Below are 20850 nucleotides of genomic sequence, written 5' to 3'. Positions count from 1 at the left end.
AAGGAAGAACAAGTGAATATTGATATCAACGCGTTGCGCGCTATCGAATCCGAGCGCGGTGTTGAGCTAAGTGACCTTTTGACCTCTGTCGCAAATGGTTTGCTGTACGCATACACCGAATACCGTGATGGCGACATTGATGAAAAGCAGAAGTCCCGCGTAGATATTGATGCAGACACTGGCGAAGTATCCGTCATCGTCACCGAATTTGATGATGAAGGCGAAGTGGTCACCGAATACGATGACACCCCAACCGGATTTAGCCGCGTAGCGGCGCCAGCTGTCCGCGACGCCATTTTCAAGCGCCTGCGCGAAGTTGAAGCTGACCGCGCATATGATTCCTATGCAGAACTGCAGGGCACTGTCGTGTCCGGTGTGGTTCAGCAGGATTCCTTTGTTAATTCTCGTGGTATCGTCAGCGTTCAGTTGGGCACCGAGATTGATATCAAGGAAGGCCGCGCGCAGGATGGTATTTTGCTCCCTGCCGAACAAATCCCTGGTGAGCGACTGACCCACGGCACTCGCGTTCGCGCTTATGTTGTTGGCGTGCAGAAGGAAGCGACCCGCGTGCAGGTACTGTTGTCTCGCACCCACCCAGAATTGGTGCGCGGTCTCTTTGAGCTGGAAGTTCCAGAGATTTCTGAAGAAGCAGTAGAGATCGTGGCAATTGCACGTGAAGCCGGACACCGCTCGAAGGTAGCTGTGGCAGGCAAGGTCAAGGGCTTGAACGCAAAGGGCGCATGCATTGGTCCACGCGGTCAGCGTGTCACCAACGTGATGAAGGCACTGGGTGGCGAGAAGATCGACATCATTGACTACAACGAGGAACCAGGTGTGTACGTGGGTAACTCACTTGCACCATCCAAGGTGGTTCGCGTGGAAGTCATTGATCATGAGGCTCAACTTGCGAAGGTCACGGTTCCGGACTATCAGCTGTCTTTGGCAATTGGTAAAGAAGGTCAGAATGCACGCCTTGCGGCCCGTTTGACCGGCTGGAAGATTGATATTCACTCCGACGCCGAAAAGGCTGAATAGCACGGGCGAGATGTCGCAAGTTCAATTTTGGCGTCTTTTCAAGTAGGATTAGCAACGGCCCAAGTGCAGCAGGAAAGGAGTTGGGTATGACCCGACTTCGGACGTGCATAGCAACACGAAAGCGCCTGCCGGACACGGAGTTATTGCGTGTAGTGGCTGATAAACAAGGACGTATCATCCCAGACCCCGGCAGACGGCTTCCCGGAAGGGGAGCCTGGATTACACCAGATTTAGCTGCATACGAGCTTGCGGAGAAGCGTCGAGCATTCGCTCGTGCACTCCGACTGTCCGCACCCGTGGATACAGGTCAGGTACGCGAGTACATATCAAAGACCGTCGAGATTGTAAGGAAGACCGAACACTGATGAGCACACAACGATGAAGCATCAGCGATGAAAGTCAGTAACTGATCCTAGGGGCGCCTTGTCGCCTCTAGGGAAACCAAGAGGAGACAAGTGGCAGGTAAGCTACGCGTTCATGAGCTGGCGAAACAGCTCGGAATTACCAGTAAAGAACTACTCGCTTCGCTCAAAGAGCAGGGTGAGTTTGTAAAGACCGCATCATCCACCATCGAACCACCGGTGGTGAAGAAGATGCGTGCGCACTATGAGGCGCAGGGCATCGGTGCATCCGATGCCCCAGCTAAGGAAGCGCCGAAGAAGCCGGCGGCTCCTAAGCCGGGTGCGCCTAAACCAGGTGCACCAAAGCCAAAGCCGGAGGCAGCTAAGACTGCCGCGGCTAAGTCAGCAGCACCAAAGCCTGTGGCTGCTCCGAAGCCAGAAGCAACAAAACCTGCTGCTCCGAAACCTTCTAATGCGCCGAAGCCAGCTGCAGCAAAGCCGGGCGCTCCAAAGCCTGGCGCGGCGAAGCCTGGTGCTGCAAAACCAGGTGCTCCGAAGCCGGGTGCGCCAAAGCCTGGGTCTGAGGCAGCAGGCGGCGACAAGCGCGCAATGCCAAAGCCTGGCGGTTCCCGTCGGGTTGCGAATAACCCATTTTCTTCCGGTGGTGGCGCAGGAGAACGTCCTGGCCCACGCCCAGGTGGAGCAAAGGGTCCACGCCAGAAGCCACAGGGCGGAAAGCGTGAAGGTGGTCGCGAGCAGCGCATCGATAACCGTGAGAATAAGCCACAGTCTGCTGGACAGGGTGGCGGTCGCCGTCCATCTCCAGCGATGATGCCATCTCATCCAAACCCAGCAGCGATGCCACAGAAGGCACCTTCTGGCGGCGGACGTGGCCGTGGTGGACGCTCCGGCGGCGGCGCTCAGGGCGGACCAGGTGCTGGCAACCAAGGCGGCGGTTTCCGCAGTGGTCCAGGTGGACGCGGCGGACGTCGCGGTGGTACCGCTGGTGCATTCGGCCGTCCAGGTGGCGCACCACGTCGTGGTAAGAAGTCGAAGCGTCAGAAGCGTAATGAGTACGAGGAGCTACGCGCACCAAACGTAGTGGGTGGCGTGCGCTTGCCAGATGGCAAGGGTCAGTCCATTCGCTTGCGTCGCGGCGCATCCTTGTCCGACTTCGCTGAGAAGATCGGTGCGGATCCAGCAGCATTGGTTCAGGCACTGTTCAACCTCGGTGAAATGGTGACCGCAACCGCATCTGTTTCGGAAGAAACCTTGCAGCTGCTCGGCGCTGAGATCAACTACGATGTCAAGGTCGTGTCCCCTGAGGACGAAGACCGCGAGCTGCTCGAGTCCTTCGACCTGCAATTTGGTGATGATGAAGGCGATGAGGAAGATCTGGCTAAGCGTCCTCCAGTCGTTACCGTCATGGGTCACGTTGACCACGGTAAGACCCGTCTTTTGGACACCATCCGTAAGACGAATGAGGGCGCAGGCGAGGCCGGCGGCATCACCCAGGGCATTGGTGCATACCAGACCCAGGTTGATGTTGACGGCGGCGAGCGCACCGTAACCTTCCTGGATACCCCAGGTCACGAGGCCTTTACCGCAATGCGTGCTCGTGGTGCGAAGTCCACCGACTTGGCCATCCTGGTTGTCGCTGCAGACGACGGCGTGATGCCTCAGACCATTGAGGCAATCAACCACGCTAAGGCTGCGGACATCCCAGTTGTGGTTGCAGTCAACAAGATCGATAAGCCTGAGGCAGCTCCGGAAAAGATCCGTGGCCAGCTGACGGAATACGGTTTGGTTCCTGAAGAATACGGTGGCGACACCATGTTCGTGGACATCTCCGCTAAGGCAGGCACCAATATTGATGCGCTGCTGGAAGCAGTTGTTCTGACCGCTGATGCGGCTCTGGAGCTGACTGCTAACCCAGACATGGACGCGCAGGGTGTTTCTATTGAGGCTCACCTTGACCGTGGACGTGGTCCAGTGGCTACCGTCATCGTTCAGCGTGGTACTTTGCGCGTTGGTGACTCGATTGTGGTTGGTGACTCCTTCGGCCGTGTTCGTCGTATGCTCGATGAATTTGGCCAGGACGTGGAAGAGGCTGGCCCATCCCGCCCAGTCCAGGTTCAGGGTCTCAACGGTGTCCCAGGCGCTGGCGATAACTTGCTGGTGGTTGAAGATGACCGAGTGGCTCGTCAGATTGCTGCACAGCGAGATGCTCGACGTCGTTCCGCACTGCAGGCTAAGTCCCGCAAGCGCGTATCTCTTGAGGATCTGGATGCAGTTCTCAAGGAGACCTCGACTCTTAACCTCATCCTCAAGGGCGATAACGCCGGTTCTGTTGAAGCACTGGAAGATGCCCTGCTTGAGATTGAGATCGATGACGAGGTACAGCTGAACATCATCGACCGTGGTGTGGGTGCTGTTACCCAGACCAACGTCTCCCTGGCTGCTGCTTCTGATGCTGTCATCATTGCGTTCAATGTTCGCGCTGAAGGCAAGGCTACGGAAGAAGCTAACGCTGAGGGCGTGGATGTTCGCTACTACACCGTCATTTACCGCGCTATTGAAGAAGTTGAGCAGGCACTCAAGGGCATGCTCAAGCCAATCTACGAAGAGCGCGACACCGGTGAGGCTGAGATCCGTGCACTGTTCAAGTCCTCCGCTATCGGTACCATCGCTGGTTGTATGGTCACCGAGGGCAAGGTCAAGCGCAACGGCAAGGTTCGCATTGTCCGCGACGGCAACGTTATCGTTAACGATGCCAAGATTGAGTCCCTGCGTCATGAGAAGGACGACGCAAACGAAATCAACGCTGGTTATGAGTGCGGTATGGTTCTGTCCTACCCAGACATCCAGGTGGGCGACTTCATTCAGGCATATGAAGAAGTTGAGGTTCCACGTACCTAGTCCGATGACGGAACGTGAAATCAAAGTAAGCTAGTCAGAAGCCGGGCCCGGAATCGGGTCCGGCTTCTTCTAGCCTTAAGCAAGTGTTTTCGATCTTTAGTGCATGCACTAGGATTGAGCAGAGTTTCCAGAACAAAAGAAGAGGCGAATACCATGGCTGATCATGCACGCGCGGCCCGAATGGCAAAGCGCATTCAAACAATTGTGGCAACAGCAATCGAGCGCGAGATTAAAGACCGCAGGCTTGAATTAGTGACTGTTACCGATGCTCGTGTGACAGGCGATCTGCATGATGCGACCGTTTTTTACACGGTTCGTGGCGTGGATATTGATTCCGAGCCAGATTTGGACCAGGCTGCGGAGGCGCTCAATCGAGCTAAGGGCCAGCTACGCAAGATTATGGGTGACCAACTTCAGGTGCGTTTCACTCCAACCTTGTCTTTCGAGTTCGATGCTGTGCCTGAGGCTTCTGCACACATGGAAGAGCTTTTGGCACGCGCCCGCGCACGTGACGAGGAACTGGCTAAGTTGAAGCAAAACGCAAAGCCAGCAGGCGATGCGAATCCATATAAGACGGAGTCAGAGTAGAACATTCTTATGACTGCGATTTCCGAGGTGGTGTCAGCACTTCTCAAAGCTAACTCTGTGTGCATCGTGGCACACTTGCGCCCAGATGCTGATGCATTGGGGTCCATGGCTGCTTTGCGTTTGGCGCTAGAGCAGTTAGGAAAAGACACTCGCTGCGTCATCGGTCAGGATCGGCCGATCTCAGAGAATCTTTTTACGATCCCGGGTACGGACACGGTGGATGTCGTGACCGACCTGCCGCAGGATTATGACCTATATGTGACAGTCGATTGCGGATCTTTGGATCGGACTGGGTTCTTGGCCTCGGGAATCGCGAATCTGCTGCGCCACGGCAAGGTAGTGTGCATTGACCACCATGCGTCGAACCAGGGGTTTGGCAATATCAACTTGGTTCTGCCGGAATGTGAATCGACGACAACGGTGCTCAAGCCGGTGCTAAAGGAATTGGGTGCTGAGCTCAACCACGATATTGCGCATGCGCTTTATGCAGGTTTGGTGACCGACACCGGAAGTTTTAGGTGGGGAAGTCCGAATATGCATATCTTTGCATCTGAGTTGATGGCATTTGGGCTGGATACCAAGCAGATTTCTACTGACTTATTGGATTCCACCACAGCTGGGGATCTGCAGATGATTGGCCGTGTGGCCGCGGATGTGCAGATTGTTGAAGCGGGGGAGATTAACCTTGCGATTTTGGTGGGACGCTATGAAGTGATTTCGGGGCATTCCGATTCGGCCGTGGAATCATTGGTTGACTTTGTGCGGGCATTGGATGGCACGGACATGGGCGTGGTCTTTAAAGAACAGGTGCCGGGCTATTGGGCGGTGTCCTTGCGTTCCAATGACATCAATTGCGCGAAGTTAGCCGCGCGCTTGGGTGGCGGTGGACATACTCCAGCCGCGGGCTATTCCACTCGTGGGGAACCAGAAGAGATTATTGCGGAACTAGTGAATATCATTGAGCAGTACTAACACTGATACGGTCTCGGCACGTCAAGTCTTTGGGCTTGCTTTACCCGCTTTGGGCGTGCTGGCGGCCATGCCTTTGTACTTGCTGCTGGACACTGCCGTTGTGGGCCGTTTGGGGGCAGAGCAGCTGGCGGCGCTCGGTGCTGCCGCAGCAGTTCAGTCAGTTGTCACCACGCAGCTGACATTCTTGTCCTATGGCACAACTGCCCGGTCCTCGCGGCTTTTCGGCGCAGGTAAGAAGGATGAAGCCGTCGCTGAAGGTGTGCAGGCAACGTATGTGGCCTTGATCGTTGGTGTCTTCCTGGCTTGCATCATGTGGATTTTTGGTGGGCGGATCGCGCTGTGGATGACGGGCAATCCGGAAACCGCGGAACAAACGGCGACTTGGCTGCACGTGGCCGCGCTTGCCATACCCATCACGCTGGTGGAGATGGCCGGTAATGGCTGGCTGCGAGGAATTCAAGACACACGCAAGCCCTTGTACTTCACATTGTCCGGGCTGATTCCAGGCGCGATTGCCGTGCCGCTGTTCGTGCATTGGTGGGGCCTGGTCGGTTCGGCGTGGGCCAATGTCTTGGGCATGGGCATTATCGCGTTGCTATTTATGTGGGAGCTGAAGAAACAACACGTCGGCTCGTGGCGGTTGCGCCCAGCCGTGATCAAGCGCCAATTGGTGCTGGGGCGTGACTTGATTATTCGCTCAGCCAGTTTCCAGGTCGCATTCCTATCAGCTGCAGCTGTTGCTGGGCGCTTTGGTACTGCTCCATTGGCCGCGCATCAGGTGATGCTGCAGATCTGGAATTTCCTGACGCTGGTTTTGGATTCTTTGGCGATTGCCGCGCAAACTCTCATTGGTTCGGCACTCGGTGCGGGCACAGTTGCGAAGGCACGGCATACTGGTACGAAGATCATGCACTATTCGGCGATTTTCTCTCTTGCGCTCGCAGCGGTCTTTGCCGTGGGGGCTGGGGTAATTCCGCAGATTTTTACTTCCGATGTACACGTACTCGAAGCAATGCGGGTTCCATGGTGGATCATGATTGCCATGGTCATTGCCGGCGGCGTGCTCTTTGCCTTCGATGGTGTGCTGCTGGGCGCGGGTGATGCGGCCTTCCTGCGCACCATCACGGTGGGCTCAGTACTCATTGGCTTCTTGCCTGGCATCTGGATTTCTTATTCCTTCGATTTGGGGCTGTCCGGAATTTGGGCTGGATTGGCCATATTTATCGGGCTGCGCACCATCGCTGTGGTGTATCGCTTCTATTCCATGCGTTGGGCTAAAAGCTAACGCTTTGGCAGCAGTGCGCGATAATTAGGGAAGAATTAAACGGCTGCTAAAGTCTCAGTAGTTAGAACATGGACGGAGCAGTAGGGTAGGGACACATGGCTGGAAAGGCATCGCACACGACATTGTGGGCGGTCGCTGACCTGCATGCTGCAGTCAAAGCGAACAATAGCCGCATTGATGAAATCCAACCAACGCATCCATCGGATTGGTTGATTGTTGCAGGGGATGTCGCAGAGCGCACCGAATTGGTGCTGCAGGTCTTAAAGAAATTGCGGTCCAGGTTTTCCAAAGTGATTTGGGCTCCCGGAAATCATGAATTGTTCTCACGGTCGAATGATCGCTACCGCGGGCGTGATAAATATGATGAGTTGGTCGAAGGCTGCCGCGAGATCGACGTGCTGACACCTGAAGACCCGTATCCGGTATTTGATGGTGTGACCATCGTGCCTTTGTTTACGCTTTATGATTATTCCTTCCGGGCACCAGGTACCACCGTGGAGCAAGCGATTGCGGCTGCAGCGGAACGCCAGATTATGATGACCGATGAGATTGCGATTGCGCCTTTTGTTGACGTGCGTGCCTGGTGTTGGGATAGGTTGGCCTATTCAATCAAGCGGCTCTCACGTATTTCTGGCCCAACCGTGTTGATTAATCACTGGCCGCTGGTGCAAGAGCCGACGCTCAAGATGCGCTGGGCAGAGATTGGTTTGTGGTGCGGTTCGCGGCACACTAGGCAGTGGCCAACCCGCTATAACGCACAGTCAGTCATCTATGGGCACCTGCACATGCCCTCGGTAGAAAAGATTGATGGAGTAGACCACATAGAGGTCTCGCTCGGCTATCCACGTGAGTGGATGTCACATGAAGGAACACAGCTGTGGCCATATCCAGTTATGACAATGGGGGAGGAGTATTAGACATGTTAGAGCCCTCCCTATTCCCAGCGATTGCCCGTTTTTGTTATGTCAAAACCGGCACGGAAACAACTGATTTATTTAACTATCAGAACCTGCATCCCCTAGAGCAGTCTTTAGTTTCGCACTCTGTTGAGGTGCGTAAAGCAGAGTTTGGTGATGCCCGCTGGTGCGCACATGAAGCCCTACGTGAGCTGGGTTTTGTTGGGGAAGAGCCAATACTGCGTGGTGAGCGTGGTATGCCGTTATGGCCAGAAGGATATACAGGATCGCTGACGCATACCACGGGGTTTCGTGCAGCAGTCGTCGCACCAACCACGAAGGTGATGTCATTGGGCTTGGACGCGGAAAAAGCGGAACCTCTCCCAGAAGGTGTGCTTTCCATGATTGCGCGTTCTGGTGAGATGCCGCAGATCAACCGCCTGCGTGAGGCCGGCATTCCATATGCGGATCGCTTGCTCTTCTGCGCCAAAGAGGCCACCTATAAAGCATGGTTCCCCATGACACACCGCTGGTTGGGGTTTGACCAGGCAGAGATTGATATCCGTGAAGACGGAACGCTGATTTCTTATCTCTTGGTACGCCCAACCCCAGTGCCATTTATTTGCGGGCGCTGGATGGTGCGCGATGGCTACGTGGTTGTGGCCACCACCGTTGAGGCAGGCGTTGGCCACGAGCGTCTCGCGTATTAAAGCGTAGAAGGGTGAGCGACGAAGACAGTAGACAGTCGCTTGCCTTGTTCCTTGATTAGAGCTATCGAACGGCCATCAGGTGCCACAGCCGCATGCGTGCCCTTGAGACCGCGGGGCTCGAGCCACTGACCCATGGCGAGCTTCTTCGCTTCTTCTTCAGTGACGTCCAGACGGGGATAGCAGCGGGTGAGTGCTTCGTCCAAGGTGAGGGAAAGTTGCATTGAATCGATGGGGTGGGCATCGGCAAGCAAAAATGGCCCAACCGCAGTGCGCCGCAGGGCGGTGAGATGCCCGCCGACGCCCAATGCATCACCCAAATCCCGTGCCAGCGAACGAATATAGGTTCCTGAGGAGCATTCCACGGTGACATCCAATTCGCGCGGATCGGTGCGGCTTGCAAGCACATCAAAGCGGCTCACGGTAACCGGACGCGCGGGGATATCAATCTCTTCACCATCGCGAACACGCTGGTAGGCGCGCTTGCCGTCAATCTTAATGGCGCTGACTTTCGCTGGCTTTTGCATGATATCGCCGGTGAGCTTCGCAATTTCTTCTGTAGCTGCGCTGTCCGTGATGTGGTCGGCGGGGGCAGTGGAAATGACCTCGCCCTCAAAATCATCGGTGGTCGTGGCAGCACCCAGGCGAATTGTTGCATCATAAGCCTTGGTTGCGGCCACCATGTGCGCTAGAAACTTGGTGCCACGTTCAATACCCAGGATTAAAACCCCAGTCGCCATGGGATCCAGCGTGCCAGCATGCCCGACTTTCCGGGTACCAAACTCCCGGCGAACGCGGGATACCACATCATGTGATGTCATCCCGGCGGGTTTATCCACAACAACAAGTCCTGAGTCAGTCATGAGGCCATAGTCTAATCTGCAACCAAATGATCTAGCATGTAAGGCGTGGATATTTGGTACGGAACAGCAGAAGTCCCTGAGGACTTACACAGCGCAGTCACCATCGGCGTTTTTGATGGAGTGCACCGCGGTCACCAGAAATTAATCAATGCGACGGTCGACAAAGCACGTGAGAAAGACCTCACTGCCGTGATGGTGACTTTTGATCCGCACCCGGTGTCAGTATTTCTCCCGAAGCGTGCGCCGCTGGGTATTACTACCTTGTCTGAGCGCTTTGCTCTGGCTGAAGAGTATGGCATCGATGCCGTCCTCGTTATTGACTTCACCAAGGAACTTTTCGGGCTATCGCCTGAGCAGTACGTGGAGTTTTTGCTGGAAACAACCCTGAATGCATCACACGTGGTGGTGGGGGCAAACTTTACTTTCGGTGAGAATGCTGCCGGTACCTCAGAAAGCCTGATGTCGATCTGCCAGCAGCGCATGACCGTTGATGTCATTGATCTATTGGATGATGAAGGCATCCGTATTTCTTCGACTACCGTGCGCGAATTCTTGTCCAAAGGTGAAGTCAGTCGAGCGAACTGGGCGTTGGGTCGGCATTTTTCGGTTTCTGGGCCTGTTGTGCGCGGCGCGGGCCGTGGTGGCAAGGAATTAGGATTTCCAACCGCTAATCAGTACTTCCATGACACCGTTGCACTGCCTGCCGATGGCGTCTATGCCGGCTGGTTAACCATTCTGCCCACGGGTGCGCCGGTATCCGGGAACATGGAGCCAGACATTGCTTATGCAGCGGCTATTTCAGTGGGTACCAATCCTACTTTCGGGGATGAACAACGCTCGGTAGAGTCTTTCGTGCTCGACCGTGAGGCTGACCTTTATGGGCATGATGTCCGCGTGGAATTCGTTGAGCATGTGCGTGACATGGTGAAATTTTCCTCGGTGGATGAGCTGCTTCATGTCATGCACCAGGATGTGGCCACCACGCGTGAGGTTCTAGCGAAGGATATCGTGGCACATAAAGCAACCGCTGAGACTTATTTCCTGAAAGAAGGATAAATGCGCATGAAGATGATTCTGGACCTAGACACTGGCATTGATGATGCTTTCGCGCTGGCCTATGCCATCGCGCACCCAGATATTGAACTCATTGGTGTGACGGGAACCTATGGCAATGTCACGATCGAGCAAGGCTTGGCAAGTACTCGGGCGTTGCTGAAGCTCTTGGGTGCTGCCGATGTGCCGGTCTTTGCTGGTGTGCAGCCAGAAGACTGGGAAGTCTCTGCTGCATCTGCGCGTATTCACGGCAGCAATGGCGTGGGTGAGGTAGCACTCGATGAAGTGCCCGCGGATACTCCTGGCTCTGCTGTGGATTTCATGATTGAATCTGCGCGGAAATTTGGTGAAGAATTAGTCATTGTTCCGACCGGTGCACAGACGACGCTCGCGGTGGCATTGGAAAAGGCTGAGGCTGTGCGCGGGGTGCGCATGGTCACCATGGGCGGCGCTTTGACGGTGCCAGGCAATGTGACTCCGGCGGCTGAGGCGAATATCTCACAAGACCCAGTGTCTTCCAATAAGGTCTATCAGCTGGCAGAAGAGATGACTATGGTGGGGTTGGACGTCACCATGCAGACTCAGCTGACCCGCGATGAAGCAAATTCTTGGCGCGGAAGTGCTGCTGGTGATGCATTTGCAGACATGGCTGGTTACTACATTGATGCATATCAGGAAAATAATCCGCATATGGATGGCTGTGCGCTGCACGATCCACTCGCGGTGGCGGTGGCTGTGGATCCGGACTTGGTTGACTGCCTAATCATGCCGCTGCAGGTGGATACAGAAGGGCCGACTGCCGGGCGCACCATTGGTCGTTGGGACGGTCCAGATGTAGAAACCCGTGTTGCCGTGGGTGTGGACGTGGAGAAATTCGTTCCAGAGTTCATTGACTTGCTCTCTGGCCTATTTGCCCGCGTGGGTAAATAAAGGGTAGAGTAAGCATTCGCTTTGTGACTGCGGTTCGCAGCAGTTGCTGAGTAACAAGCCTTGAGCTCGTTTGAATTTTATGCGGACTGAAATAATTACAGGAGAAACTCATGTCTTTGACCACTGAGAAGAAGTCTGAAATCCTCAAGGAATACGGCCTGCACGAGACCGACACCGGTTCTCCAGAGGCACAGGTTGCACTGTTGACCTACCGTATCAACTCCTTGACCGAGCACCTGAAGTTCCACAAGCACGATCACCACTCCCGCCGTGGTCTTCTGCTTCTGGTTGGTCGTCGTCGTGGCCTGCTGAAGTACCTGGCAGCGAACAACGTTGACCGTTACCGTGACCTGATTTCCCGTCTGGGTCTGCGTCGCTAAGACTTCCCTTTTAATCGCCGCTGTTGGTCTATGACCGACAGCGGCGATTTCGCGTCTTTACCCGCTATGTTCATACTTTGGTAGACTGTCGGATGTCGTACGTCAAAAAGCACGTAAAGAAACTTTAAATTCATATGGTGACATCGATGATCACCAGATACTCTACGAAGGAGATCTCCTCTTAATGAGCCCACGCAATAGCGGGAAAGCACAAACCCCAAATAACAAGGTGAGCTTCGCGCTCGAAGAAGATTACGGTATCCACCAGGCTATCGCAGAATTGGACAATGGTGATTTTGGTACCCGCACCATCACTTTTGAGACCGGTCAGCTGGCACGCCAGGCTGATGGTTCTGTTTCTACCTTCTTCGATGATGACACCATGTTGCTGACCACCGTGACTGCATCCAACCAGCCACGTGAAGGCTTTGACTTCTTCCCACTGACCGTGGATGTTGAAGAGCGCATGTACGCGGCTGGCAAGATCCCGGGTTCTTTCTTCCGCCGTGAAGGCCGCCCATCCACCGAGGCTATCCTCGCGTGTCGTCTCATTGACCGCCCGCTGCGCCCAACCTTTGTGAAGGGTTTGCGCAATGAAGTTCAGGTCATCAACACCGTGATGAGCCTGGACCCAAATGAATACTATGACGTCATTGCAATCAATGGCTCTTCCGCAGCAACCCAGCTTTCTGGTTTGCCAGTTTCTGGCCCAGTTGGCGGCGTGCGCATGGCATTGCTTGCCGATGATAAGCACCCACAAGGTCAGTGGGTAGCGTTCCCGAATGCTGAGCAGCACGAGCGTGCACTCTTTGAAATGGTCGTGGCCGGCCGTATCGTCACCCGCAATGGCCAAGAAGACGTTGCCATCATGATGGTGGAAGCCGGTGCTGGCGTGCACGTGCACGAGCGCGTGGCGGAAGGTGCACCTGCACCACAGGAATCCACCGTTGCAGCGGGCCTTGAAGCTGCAAAGCCATTCATTAAGACCCTGTGCGAGGCACAGGCTGGTCTGGCTGAGCGTGCAGCGAAGGAAACCAAGGAATTCCCACTCTTCCCGCCATTCGCTGATGAGGTCTATGACGCAGTAGCACGTAAGGCAGAGAAGAAGCTGGGTTCACTGCTGACCATCGCAGCCAAGCAGGAACGCGATGACGCAACGAATGCGCACATGGAAGAAATCGAAGCGCAGCTGCTCGAGGTATTCACGGAAGAGGACGCATCCAAGCAGATCCGTGCGGCGTATAACCAGCTGATGAAGGAAATCGTGCGTGAGAAGATCCTCACCGAGGGTTACCGCATTGATGGCCGCGCAGCTGAGGACATCCGTGACCTTGGCGTGGAGATTGGACCAATACCACGTACCCACGGCTCGGCGCTCTTTGAGCGCGGTGAGACCCAGATCTTGGGTGTGACTACCTTGGACATGCTCAAGATGGAGCAGACCATTGACTCTTTGACCCCAGCTGAGTCCAAGCGCTACATCCACCACTACAACTTCCCGCCATACTCCACCGGTGAAACCGGTCGAGTGGGTTCACCAAAGCGCCGCGAAATTGGTCACGGTGCGCTGGCTGAACGCGCACTTTTGCCAGTGATTCCTTCTCGCGAGGAATTCCCATATACCATCCGTCAGGTCTCTGAGGCGCTGGGTTCGAATGGTTCAACCTCCATGGGTTCTGTCTGTGCGTCCACCCTGTCCTTGTACAACGCAGGCGTGCCACTGAAGGCACCTGTTGCGGGTATCGCCATGGGCCTCGTGTCCGGTGAGGTCAAAGGTGAAGAGCGCTTCGTTGCACTGACTGACATCTTGGGTGCAGAAGACGCATTCGGCGATATGGACTTCAAGGTTGCTGGTACTAGCGAGTACATCACTGCACTGCAGCTGGATACCAAGCTGGATGGTATTCCTTCTGAGGTCCTGGCGCAGGCACTGTCCCAGGCGCGCAATGCTCGTGAGGAAATCCTGGACATCATGCAGGAAGGCATTGATGGACCAGATGAGATGTCCTCACTGGCACCAAAGATTACCTCCATCAAGATCCCAGTATCCAAGATTGGTGAATTGATCGGACCTAAGGGTAAGACGATCAACACCATCACTGAAGAGACCGGCGCAGACGTATCCATCGAAGATGATGGCACCGTCTACGTCTCAGCAACCTCCGGTGAGGCAGCTGATGCAGCAATTGAGAAGGTTAACGCAATTGCGAACCCACAGTTGCCAAAGGTTGGCGAGCGCTTCTTGGGCACCGTGGTCAAGACCGTTGCTTTCGGCGCGTTTGTCTCAATCACCCCAGGCCGTGATGGTCTCATCCACATCTCCAACCTGGGTGGCGATGAGCGCATTGAAAAGGTCGAGGACGTCGTCAACGTTGGCGACAAGGTCCAGGTAGAAATTGCCGATATTGATAATCGTGGCAAGATCTCCCTGGTTCCAGTTGAAGGTTAATTCACAACATCAATAACAACGCGTGGTGGGCCCTCGAGGAAAGTGACTGAATAAGCCGCTTCTTCCTCGAGGCCTATTACGTATTGGGACTGTGCTTCAAAAGTGGATACGAACTCCACTCCAGTGACCACGCCGGCACCATCAGTGGTGCCATAGTCCATGAATGCTTCTTCCCGCTCAGGCGTGGAAGGCCATGGCGTGGATTCAATCCCAACATTGATGGCGGTAGTACCTTCATAATCCACAGGGAAACCTGAGCCCTGCTGGGCAGGTTCATCGGTCAAAGAGGTAAACCAGCCGGCTTCGCCTGGTCCCTCAAAATCTAAGACCACGCGCGTGAAGCTGCCGTGGTCTGCTACACGCACGCCTTTCGGGATTAAATCTGTACCTGAAGCAGGCGTGCTTTGCTTATCTTCTAGGTTGGGGGAGCCGAGCGGAGAAAGTCCTTGCGCATCTTCGGTTGTAGCTTCCACCGTCGTGGGCTCCGCGGTGCCTTCTTCAGCCTCAACTGTAGAAGTCTCAGTAGTTACTACGGGGGACTCAGGAAAAGAAGTTGCTGCACTATTGTCAGCCGGCGTGGAACACGCGGCTAGTAGCGCGGTGGTGGTGATTAAACCAAGGGCGGAGAGGGAAACGCGGCGAATAGACATAACACCAGTTTACCTGGTTCTGGTGTTATGAAAGAGACAATCAGATAACAGTGTGGCTTAGTTCTTGAGCTGCACTAGCTGGATGAGATTGCCGCAGGTGTCATTGAATACCGAGATGATGGAAGGCCCAACATCGGTGGGCTCCATGGTAAATTCGACGCCCTTGTTCTTTAGCGCAGCAGTTTCTGCCTCGACATCATCGGAGAGAAATTGCGTTGCAGGGATGCCATCCTGGGCAATTGCTTTGGTGAAAGCTTGGGCTGCTGGGTGACCATTGGGTTCGAGCAGTAATTCCATGCCACCGTCTGGGTTGGTGACCGTCAGCCACCAGAAGTGTTCATTCTTAACGCTGTCTTTGACCGTGAAGCCCAGCTTATTGACGTAAAAGTCATAGGCTTTGTCCATGTCGTCGACGAATACGGAAGCAATGTAAATACGCATGGTTAAAACCTTATCAGCTCAGATGGCTACACTTGAGCCTGAAGAATTTACTCACGTGCCAACAAGGAGAAGATGTAGATGGCTATTAAAGTCGGTGTACTCGGTGCAAAGGGACGCGTAGGACAAGCGATTGTTCAGGGCGTTGAGGCTGCTGAAGATATGGAATTGGTAGCAACTTTGGGCCGTGATGACTCCCTTGAGCTGCTTACCGTCAATGGTGCGGAGGTCGTTGTTGACTTCACCCAACCAGACTCGGTGATGGGCAACCTTGAGTACTGCATCGCTCAAGGAATTCACTGCGTGGTCGGTACCACCGGTTTTGATGCTCAGCGTCTTGAACAGGTTGAGAAATGGGCGGCGCAAGAAGGCGCGGGCAGCGTATTGATCGCACCGAACTTTGCTATCTCTGCGGTGTTGACCATGGTTTTCGCGCGCCAAGCGGCGAAGTACTTCGAGACCGCAGAGGTGGTGGAATTCCACCACCCAACCAAGCTTGATGCGCCTTCTGGCACCGCAGTCCACACCGCGCAGGGCATTGCCCAAGCACGTGCTGAGGCTGGCTTAGGTGCTATGCCAGATGCCACGGAAAAAGCCTTGGAAGGCGCTCGCGGTGCGCTGGTGGATGGTATTCCTGTGCATGCGGTGCGCACCCGTGGCATGGTTGCGCACGAAGAGGTCATCTTCGGTGCAGAAGGTCAGTCTTTGACCATCCGTCAGGACTCTTATGACCGTAATTCCTTTACTCCAGGCGTTTTGCTGGGCGTGCGTGAGATTGAAAAGTTCCCTGGCTTTACCTACGGTCTGGAAAAGTTCCTGGGGCTTTAATATGGCAGAGCAAGTACACCTTGATGTGCAACTGATTGCGGCGACGCAATTTCATAAGCCGCCACAACCACAGTGGGAGCGTGATGAGTCTGCGACCGATGCTGAGGCATTGGTCGAGTTCGCTGGACGTGCCTGTTATGATTCTTTCGATAAGCCCAATCCACGGACTCAATCGAATGAATCCTACTTGCGCCATCTTCTGGAAGTAGGGCATGAGGCACTGCTGGAACATGCCACCGCGACCTTATACATTCAGGGTATTTCGCGCTCTGCCTGCCATGAACTGGTGCGGCATCGGCATTTTTCTTTCTCTCAGCTCTCGCAGCGTTTTGTGCACCCAGAAGATGCTGAAGTGGTGATTCCTAAAGCAATTGCAGAAGATGAGCAGCTCAGTCGTCTGCTTTTAGAAGCAGTCAATGACACGCGGTTCGTTTATGAGGAACTGCTGCGTTCCTTGGAAGAAAAGCTTGCCGATGAACCGAATGCGATCCTGCGCATGAAGCAGGCTCGGCAGGCTGCACGTGCGATTTTGCCGAATGCAACGGAATCACGAATCGTGGTCACAGGCAACTACCGCGCATGGCGCCACTTCATCGGCGCGCGTGCAACAGAGTTTGCGGATGTGGAGATTCGCAGCGTGGCCATTGCATGCTTGCGGCTGTTGAAAGAACAAGCACCAGTGCTTTTCGATGACTTCCATATCTCCAGGTTGTCTGATGGTACGGAGATGGCTTCCTCGCCTTATGCCTAATTTTGGGCATACACGCCCGCCCGATATGTCGATTTCCCATCCAAGCGGGTAATCTTGTAACACATGAGCACAGGTATGACAGCAAGGACAGGTGTCGAGCACTTCGGCCGCGTTGGTGTTGCAATGGTTACGCCATTTAAGGCTGACGGCGCATTGGACGTGGATAAGGCCCGACATCTAGCCGCACACCTGGTGGACAATGGCATAGATTCATTGATCTTGTCTGGCACCACCGGTGAATCACCCACCACTACCGTGGATGAGAAGCTGGAATTGCTCAAAGCTGTAAAGAGCGAAGTAGGGGACCGCGCGAAGATCACGGCTGGTGCCGGCACGAATAACACTGCGAGCTCCGTTGAGCTGGCAGTGAAAAGCGCCGAAGCCGGCGCGGATGGCCTTTTGGTTGTGACACCGTACTACTCAAAGCCGTCACAAGAAGGCGTCTTCGCGCACTTTACAGCGATTGCGAATGCCACAGACTTACCTATCTGTGTCTATGACATCCCAGGCCGCTCTGGTATCCCAGTTGAAACTGAAACCATGCTGCGTTTGGCTGAACTGCCCACCGTGAAGGCAGTGAAAGATGCCAAGGGTGACCTCAATGCTGCTGCGCAGATGATCGCAAATACGGATCTGGCGTGGTACTCCGGTGATGATCCATTGAACCTTCCATGGTTGTCTTTGGGCGCATCCGGTTTTATCTCTGTTGTTGGTCACGCGGCACCACAAGCCCTCGCGGAGTTGTGGGACAGCTTTGATCGCGGTGATATTGAGCGCGCACGGGAGATTAACGCACAAATTTTGCTTCCTCTAGCGGAGCAACAAGCACGCCTTGGTGGCGTGACACTTGCAAAGGAAGCTCTGCGATTGCAGGGTATTGAAGTTGGAGACCCACGCTTACCAGTTCTTGGCGCTGACGCCGATGAGCTAGCAGGTCTCCGCGACACAATGACGAAGGCTGGAGTCCTTAAATAAATGACTGAATCCCGTAACCGCCCCCGTAAGGTAACCCGAAAAGCGGGTCCACCTTCGGAGGCACAGGACACCGCTTCCAATGAAGCGGCTTCGCCTGTTTTCCAGGCGCCACAGTCTTCCGCTCCTGCGGAGCAGAAGACCGATAAAGCCCAGTCCGAGAACTCGGACAATGGAAATAACAATAACAACAACAATAATCGCCGTTCCCGCTCCCGTGGTTCTCGTGGCCGCGGTCGCGGTGGCAACAATAATGGCCAGAATAATGGTGGTCAGAACAATAATCGCGGTGGTAACAACAACCGTCGCGGTGGCGGCAATAACAACAACCGCCGCAACGTTCCGAAGTCCATGCAGGGCGCGGATCTGACCAAGCGCCTACCTAAGCCACCAAAGCAGGCGAATGGCTCCCTGCGTATTTACGCATTGGGTGGCATTTCTGAAATCGGCCGCAACATGACCGTCTTTGAATATGACGGCAAGCTGCTGATCATTGACTGTGGTGTGCTCTTCCCATCTTCTGGTGAGCCAGGCGTTGACCTGATTTTGCCTGATTTTGGCCCAATCGAGAACAAGATCGACAAGATTGAGGCCTTGATTGTTACTCACGCCCACGAGGACCACATTGGCGCTATCCCGTGGCTGCTGAAGCTGCGCTCCGATATTCCAATCGTCGCATCTCGCTTCACTATCGCGCTGATTGCTGCGAAGTGTAAGGAACACCGTCAGCGTCCGAAGTTCATTGAAGTCAATGAGAAGTCTGACGTAAGTTATGGTCCATTCCGTGCACGCTTCTGGGCAGTAAACCACTCTGTTCCTGATGCTCTCGGCGTCATGCTGGGCACCCCAGCAGGCAATGTCATCCACACCGGTGACATCAAGCTGGATCAGACTCCACTTGATGGTCGCCCAACTGACTTGCCAGCACTGTCCCGCTTCGGTGATGAGGGTGTCGACTTGATGCTCTGCGACTCCACCAACGCAAATATCCCTGGTGTGTCCGCATCTGAGGGTGATATTCCAGCAACATTTAACCGCTTGGTTGCTAATGCTCGTCAGCGCGTTATCATCGCGTCTTTCGCTTCCAACGTCTACCGCGTGCAGGCAGCTATTGATGCCGCTGTTAACGCTGGTCGTAAGGTTGCGTTCAACGGTCGTTCCATGATGCGCAACATGGAAATTGCGGAGAAGATGGGCTTTTTGAAGGTTCCTCGCGGAACCATCGTCTCCATCGAAGATGCCGCGAAGATGGCACCGCACAAGGTGGTTCTGATTACCACCGGTACTCAGGGTGAGCCGATGGCTGCACTCTCGCGCATGGCGCGTCGTGAGCACCGCCAGATCACCGTTCGTGATGGCGACATGATCATCTTCTCTTCCTCCCTGATTCCAGGTAATGAGGAGGCCGTGTATGGCGTCATGAATATGTTGTCCCAGATTGGTGCGGAAGTTATCACCAATAAGGAAGCAAAGGTTCACGCATCCGGTCACGGTTATGGCGGCGAGCTGCTCTTCCTCTACAACGCTGCGCGTCCGAAGAATGCTATGCCGGTTCACGGCGAGTGGCGCCACCTGCGTGCGAATAAGGAATTGGCAATCTCCACTGGTGTCGACCGCGACCGCGTGGTCTTGGCACAAAATGGCGTGGTAGTAGACCTGCAGAATGGCCGTGCGCAGGTTGTTGGCCAGCTGACTGTAGGTCACCTCTATGTTGATGGTGTCAACATGGGCGATGTGGATGCCGATACCTTGGCAGACCGCACCAACCTGGGCTCTGGTGGCGTCGTGTCGATCACCTGTGTGATCGACAACCGCACCTCTCGTCTGCTTGAGCACCCAACGGTATCTACCACTGGTTTCAGCGATGATGACCGTGGCGTGATTCCAGAGGTTGCTGAGCTGGTTGAAAACACCATGAATGACCTTGCAGCGGAAGGCGAGAACGATACTTACCGTATGGTTCAGCGTCTGCGCCGTAAGGTATCCAAGCTTATGGATTCCCAGTACAAGCGCGAGCCAGTTATCTTGCCAACCATTATTGCCACCTCCGGCGAGGTTTTGGTTGCAGAAGATGAAGATGTGAAGGCAACGCGTCCTTCCCAGTAGTTTGCTGTCAATAGTGAACTAAGCGCCTCATGGCCCCCAGCATGACTATGCTGGGGGCCATGACTTTTGCAACCGCGCAACGAAACCAATTAGCAGATCTACTTCTTGAACTCGGCCCTGAGGCTCCCACCTTGTGCGAAGGATGGGAGACCAAAGATATGGCTGCGCATTTATGGATTCGGGAAAACCGCGTTGATGCAGCGGGCGGCATGTTTATCGAGAAACTCGAAGACCGCTTAGAAGACGTCACCGAAGAGACCTTAGACAGGGACTATGAGGAAGTGGTTGAGGCATGGCGTCAAGGTCCGCCGAAGCTGTTGAAGCCTTTTGATACCAAGATGAATACGGCGGAAAACTTTATCCACCACGAAGATGTTCGTCGCGCGAATGGGAAGACTACGCCTCAGCCGCTTTCTCAGGCTGCTGAGAAGCAACTTTTTGGTGCGTTGAAGATGATGGCTCCGATGCTTTTGAAGAAGTCAGAAGCGCCGGTGGTTTTGCACCCTCGCGGTTTCGATCGTGTCATCGCGGCAGACCGCAAGGGTGTTGCTAAGAATGGTGGCGATGTCGTTCGCGTGAGTGGGGCAGTGGGGGAGTTGCTGCTGTGGGCCTATGGTCGTGACGTAGTAGACGTCACAATTAACGGTGATGCAGAAAAGGTTTCTCGTTAAAATATCGCTGTAGCCC

At 54.7% G+C, this 20850-nt stretch carries 20 protein-coding genes; 17 read left to right on the top strand and 3 right to left on the bottom strand.

The genetic code is table 11. The features are described 5' to 3' along the window. Nucleotides 1-12: 12 nt before the first annotated feature. From nusA to ACG98I_RS01535, 8 genes are all read left to right on the top strand, one after another. Entirely contained in the window at nt 13-1035 is a 1023-nt protein-coding gene (gene nusA / locus ACG98I_RS01570) for a transcription termination factor NusA (RefSeq protein ID WP_394717776.1), read from the top strand. An 86-nt stretch (nt 1036-1121) separates the two neighbouring features. After that, a complete protein-coding gene (locus ACG98I_RS01565) occupies nt 1122-1400 on the top strand; it encodes a YlxR family protein (protein ID WP_394717775.1) in 279 nt (92 codons plus the stop codon). A 90-nt stretch (nt 1401-1490) separates the two neighbouring features. After that, entirely contained in the window at nt 1491-4295 is a 2805-nt protein-coding gene (gene infB, locus ACG98I_RS01560; protein WP_394717774.1) for a translation initiation factor IF-2, read from the top strand. Nucleotides 4296-4448: 153 nt separating this feature from the next. Continuing rightward, nucleotides 4449-4883 (top strand): 30S ribosome-binding factor RbfA, encoded by a 435-nt coding sequence (gene rbfA / locus ACG98I_RS01555; protein WP_394717773.1) that lies wholly within the window; start codon nt 4449-4451, stop codon nt 4881-4883. A 9-nt stretch (nt 4884-4892) separates the two neighbouring features. After that, entirely contained in the window at nt 4893-5855 is a 963-nt protein-coding gene (locus ACG98I_RS01550) for a bifunctional oligoribonuclease/PAP phosphatase NrnA (protein WP_394717772.1), read from the top strand. Continuing rightward, nucleotides 5836-7140, top strand: a complete 1305-nt coding sequence (locus ACG98I_RS01545; protein ID WP_394718059.1) for an MATE family efflux transporter — start codon at nt 5836-5838, stop codon at nt 7138-7140. Before ACG98I_RS01550 ends, ACG98I_RS01545 begins: the two co-directional genes overlap by 20 nt. Before the next feature lie 95 nt (nt 7141-7235). Further along, complete coding sequence (locus ACG98I_RS01540; RefSeq protein ID WP_394717771.1) at nt 7236-8057, top strand: metallophosphoesterase family protein; 822 nt, start codon at nt 7236-7238, stop codon at nt 8055-8057. A gap of 2 nt (nt 8058-8059) precedes the next feature. After that, nucleotides 8060-8746, top strand: a complete 687-nt coding sequence (locus ACG98I_RS01535) for a 4'-phosphopantetheinyl transferase (protein WP_394717770.1) — start codon at nt 8060-8062, stop codon at nt 8744-8746. Here the strand turns inward: ACG98I_RS01535 and truB are convergent. Next, nucleotides 8743-9606, bottom strand: a complete 864-nt coding sequence (gene truB / locus ACG98I_RS01530; protein ID WP_394717769.1) for a tRNA pseudouridine(55) synthase TruB — start codon at nt 9604-9606, stop codon at nt 8743-8745. The genes ACG98I_RS01535 and truB overlap by 4 nt on opposite strands. Nucleotides 9607-9651: 45 nt before the next feature. Between truB and ACG98I_RS01525 the strand changes: the two genes are divergently transcribed. The 4 genes from ACG98I_RS01525 to ACG98I_RS01510 all read left to right on the top strand — a co-directional run bounded on the left by ACG98I_RS01525 (nt 9652) and on the right by ACG98I_RS01510 (nt 14418). Beyond that, nucleotides 9652-10662, top strand: coding sequence for a bifunctional riboflavin kinase/FAD synthetase (locus ACG98I_RS01525; RefSeq protein WP_394717768.1), 1011 nt, complete (start codon nt 9652-9654; stop codon nt 10660-10662). Between the two features lie 6 nt (nt 10663-10668). Next, nucleotides 10669-11589, top strand: coding sequence for a nucleoside hydrolase (locus ACG98I_RS01520; protein WP_394717767.1), 921 nt, complete (start codon nt 10669-10671; stop codon nt 11587-11589). 110 nt (nt 11590-11699) lie between these two features. Further along, complete coding sequence (rpsO, locus tag ACG98I_RS01515; protein ID WP_394717766.1) at nt 11700-11969, top strand: 30S ribosomal protein S15; 270 nt, start codon at nt 11700-11702, stop codon at nt 11967-11969. Nucleotides 11970-12153: 184 nt separating this feature from the next. Beyond that, the gene (locus tag ACG98I_RS01510; protein ID WP_394717765.1) at nt 12154-14418 is read left to right on the top strand and encodes a polyribonucleotide nucleotidyltransferase; all 2265 of its coding nucleotides are present in this window, start codon (nt 12154-12156) and stop codon (nt 14416-14418) included. On the opposite strand, the gene ACG98I_RS01505 is transcribed toward ACG98I_RS01510, so the two are convergent. Both ACG98I_RS01505 and ACG98I_RS01500 read right to left on the bottom strand, forming a co-directional pair. Beyond that, nucleotides 14415-15068, bottom strand: coding sequence for a hypothetical protein (locus ACG98I_RS01505; RefSeq protein WP_394717764.1), 654 nt, complete (start codon nt 15066-15068; stop codon nt 14415-14417). The two genes, ACG98I_RS01510 and ACG98I_RS01505, sit on opposite strands and share 4 nt — an antisense overlap. 57 nt (nt 15069-15125) lie before the next feature. Next, nucleotides 15126-15509 (bottom strand): VOC family protein, encoded by a 384-nt coding sequence (locus ACG98I_RS01500; protein ID WP_394717763.1) that lies wholly within the window; start codon nt 15507-15509, stop codon nt 15126-15128. Nucleotides 15510-15587: 78 nt separating this feature from the next. Here ACG98I_RS01500 and dapB point away from each other — a divergent pair, with 78 nt between their 5' ends. From dapB to ACG98I_RS01475, 5 genes are all read left to right on the top strand, one after another. Further along, nucleotides 15588-16334 (top strand): 4-hydroxy-tetrahydrodipicolinate reductase, encoded by a 747-nt coding sequence (gene dapB, locus ACG98I_RS01495; RefSeq protein ID WP_394717762.1) that lies wholly within the window; start codon nt 15588-15590, stop codon nt 16332-16334. Nucleotide 16335: 1 nt separating this feature from the next. After that, nucleotides 16336-17085, top strand: a complete 750-nt coding sequence (gene thyX, locus ACG98I_RS01490; RefSeq protein ID WP_394717761.1) for an FAD-dependent thymidylate synthase — start codon at nt 16336-16338, stop codon at nt 17083-17085. 63 nt (nt 17086-17148) lie between these two features. Beyond that, on the top strand, nt 17149-18060 hold the full coding sequence (gene dapA, locus ACG98I_RS01485; RefSeq protein WP_394717760.1) for a 4-hydroxy-tetrahydrodipicolinate synthase: 912 nt from the start codon (nt 17149-17151) through the stop codon (nt 18058-18060). Further along, a complete protein-coding gene (locus ACG98I_RS01480; protein ID WP_394717759.1) occupies nt 18061-20163 on the top strand; it encodes a ribonuclease J in 2103 nt (700 codons plus the stop codon). It abuts the gene before it with no gap. Between the two features lie 59 nt (nt 20164-20222). Continuing rightward, nucleotides 20223-20834 carry a TIGR03085 family metal-binding protein gene (locus tag ACG98I_RS01475; RefSeq protein ID WP_394717758.1) on the top strand — a complete coding sequence of 204 codons (612 nt, stop codon included), beginning with the start codon at nt 20223-20225 and terminating at the stop codon, nt 20832-20834. The last annotated feature ends 16 nt before the right edge of the window (nt 20835-20850 follow it).

Source organism: Corynebacterium sp. L4757 (assembly GCF_043673995.1).
GTDB lineage: Bacteria > Actinomycetota > Actinomycetes > Mycobacteriales > Mycobacteriaceae > Corynebacterium.
The sequence above is the reverse complement of the archived record's forward strand: the minus strand, read 5'-3'. Positions and strand labels throughout refer to the sequence as shown.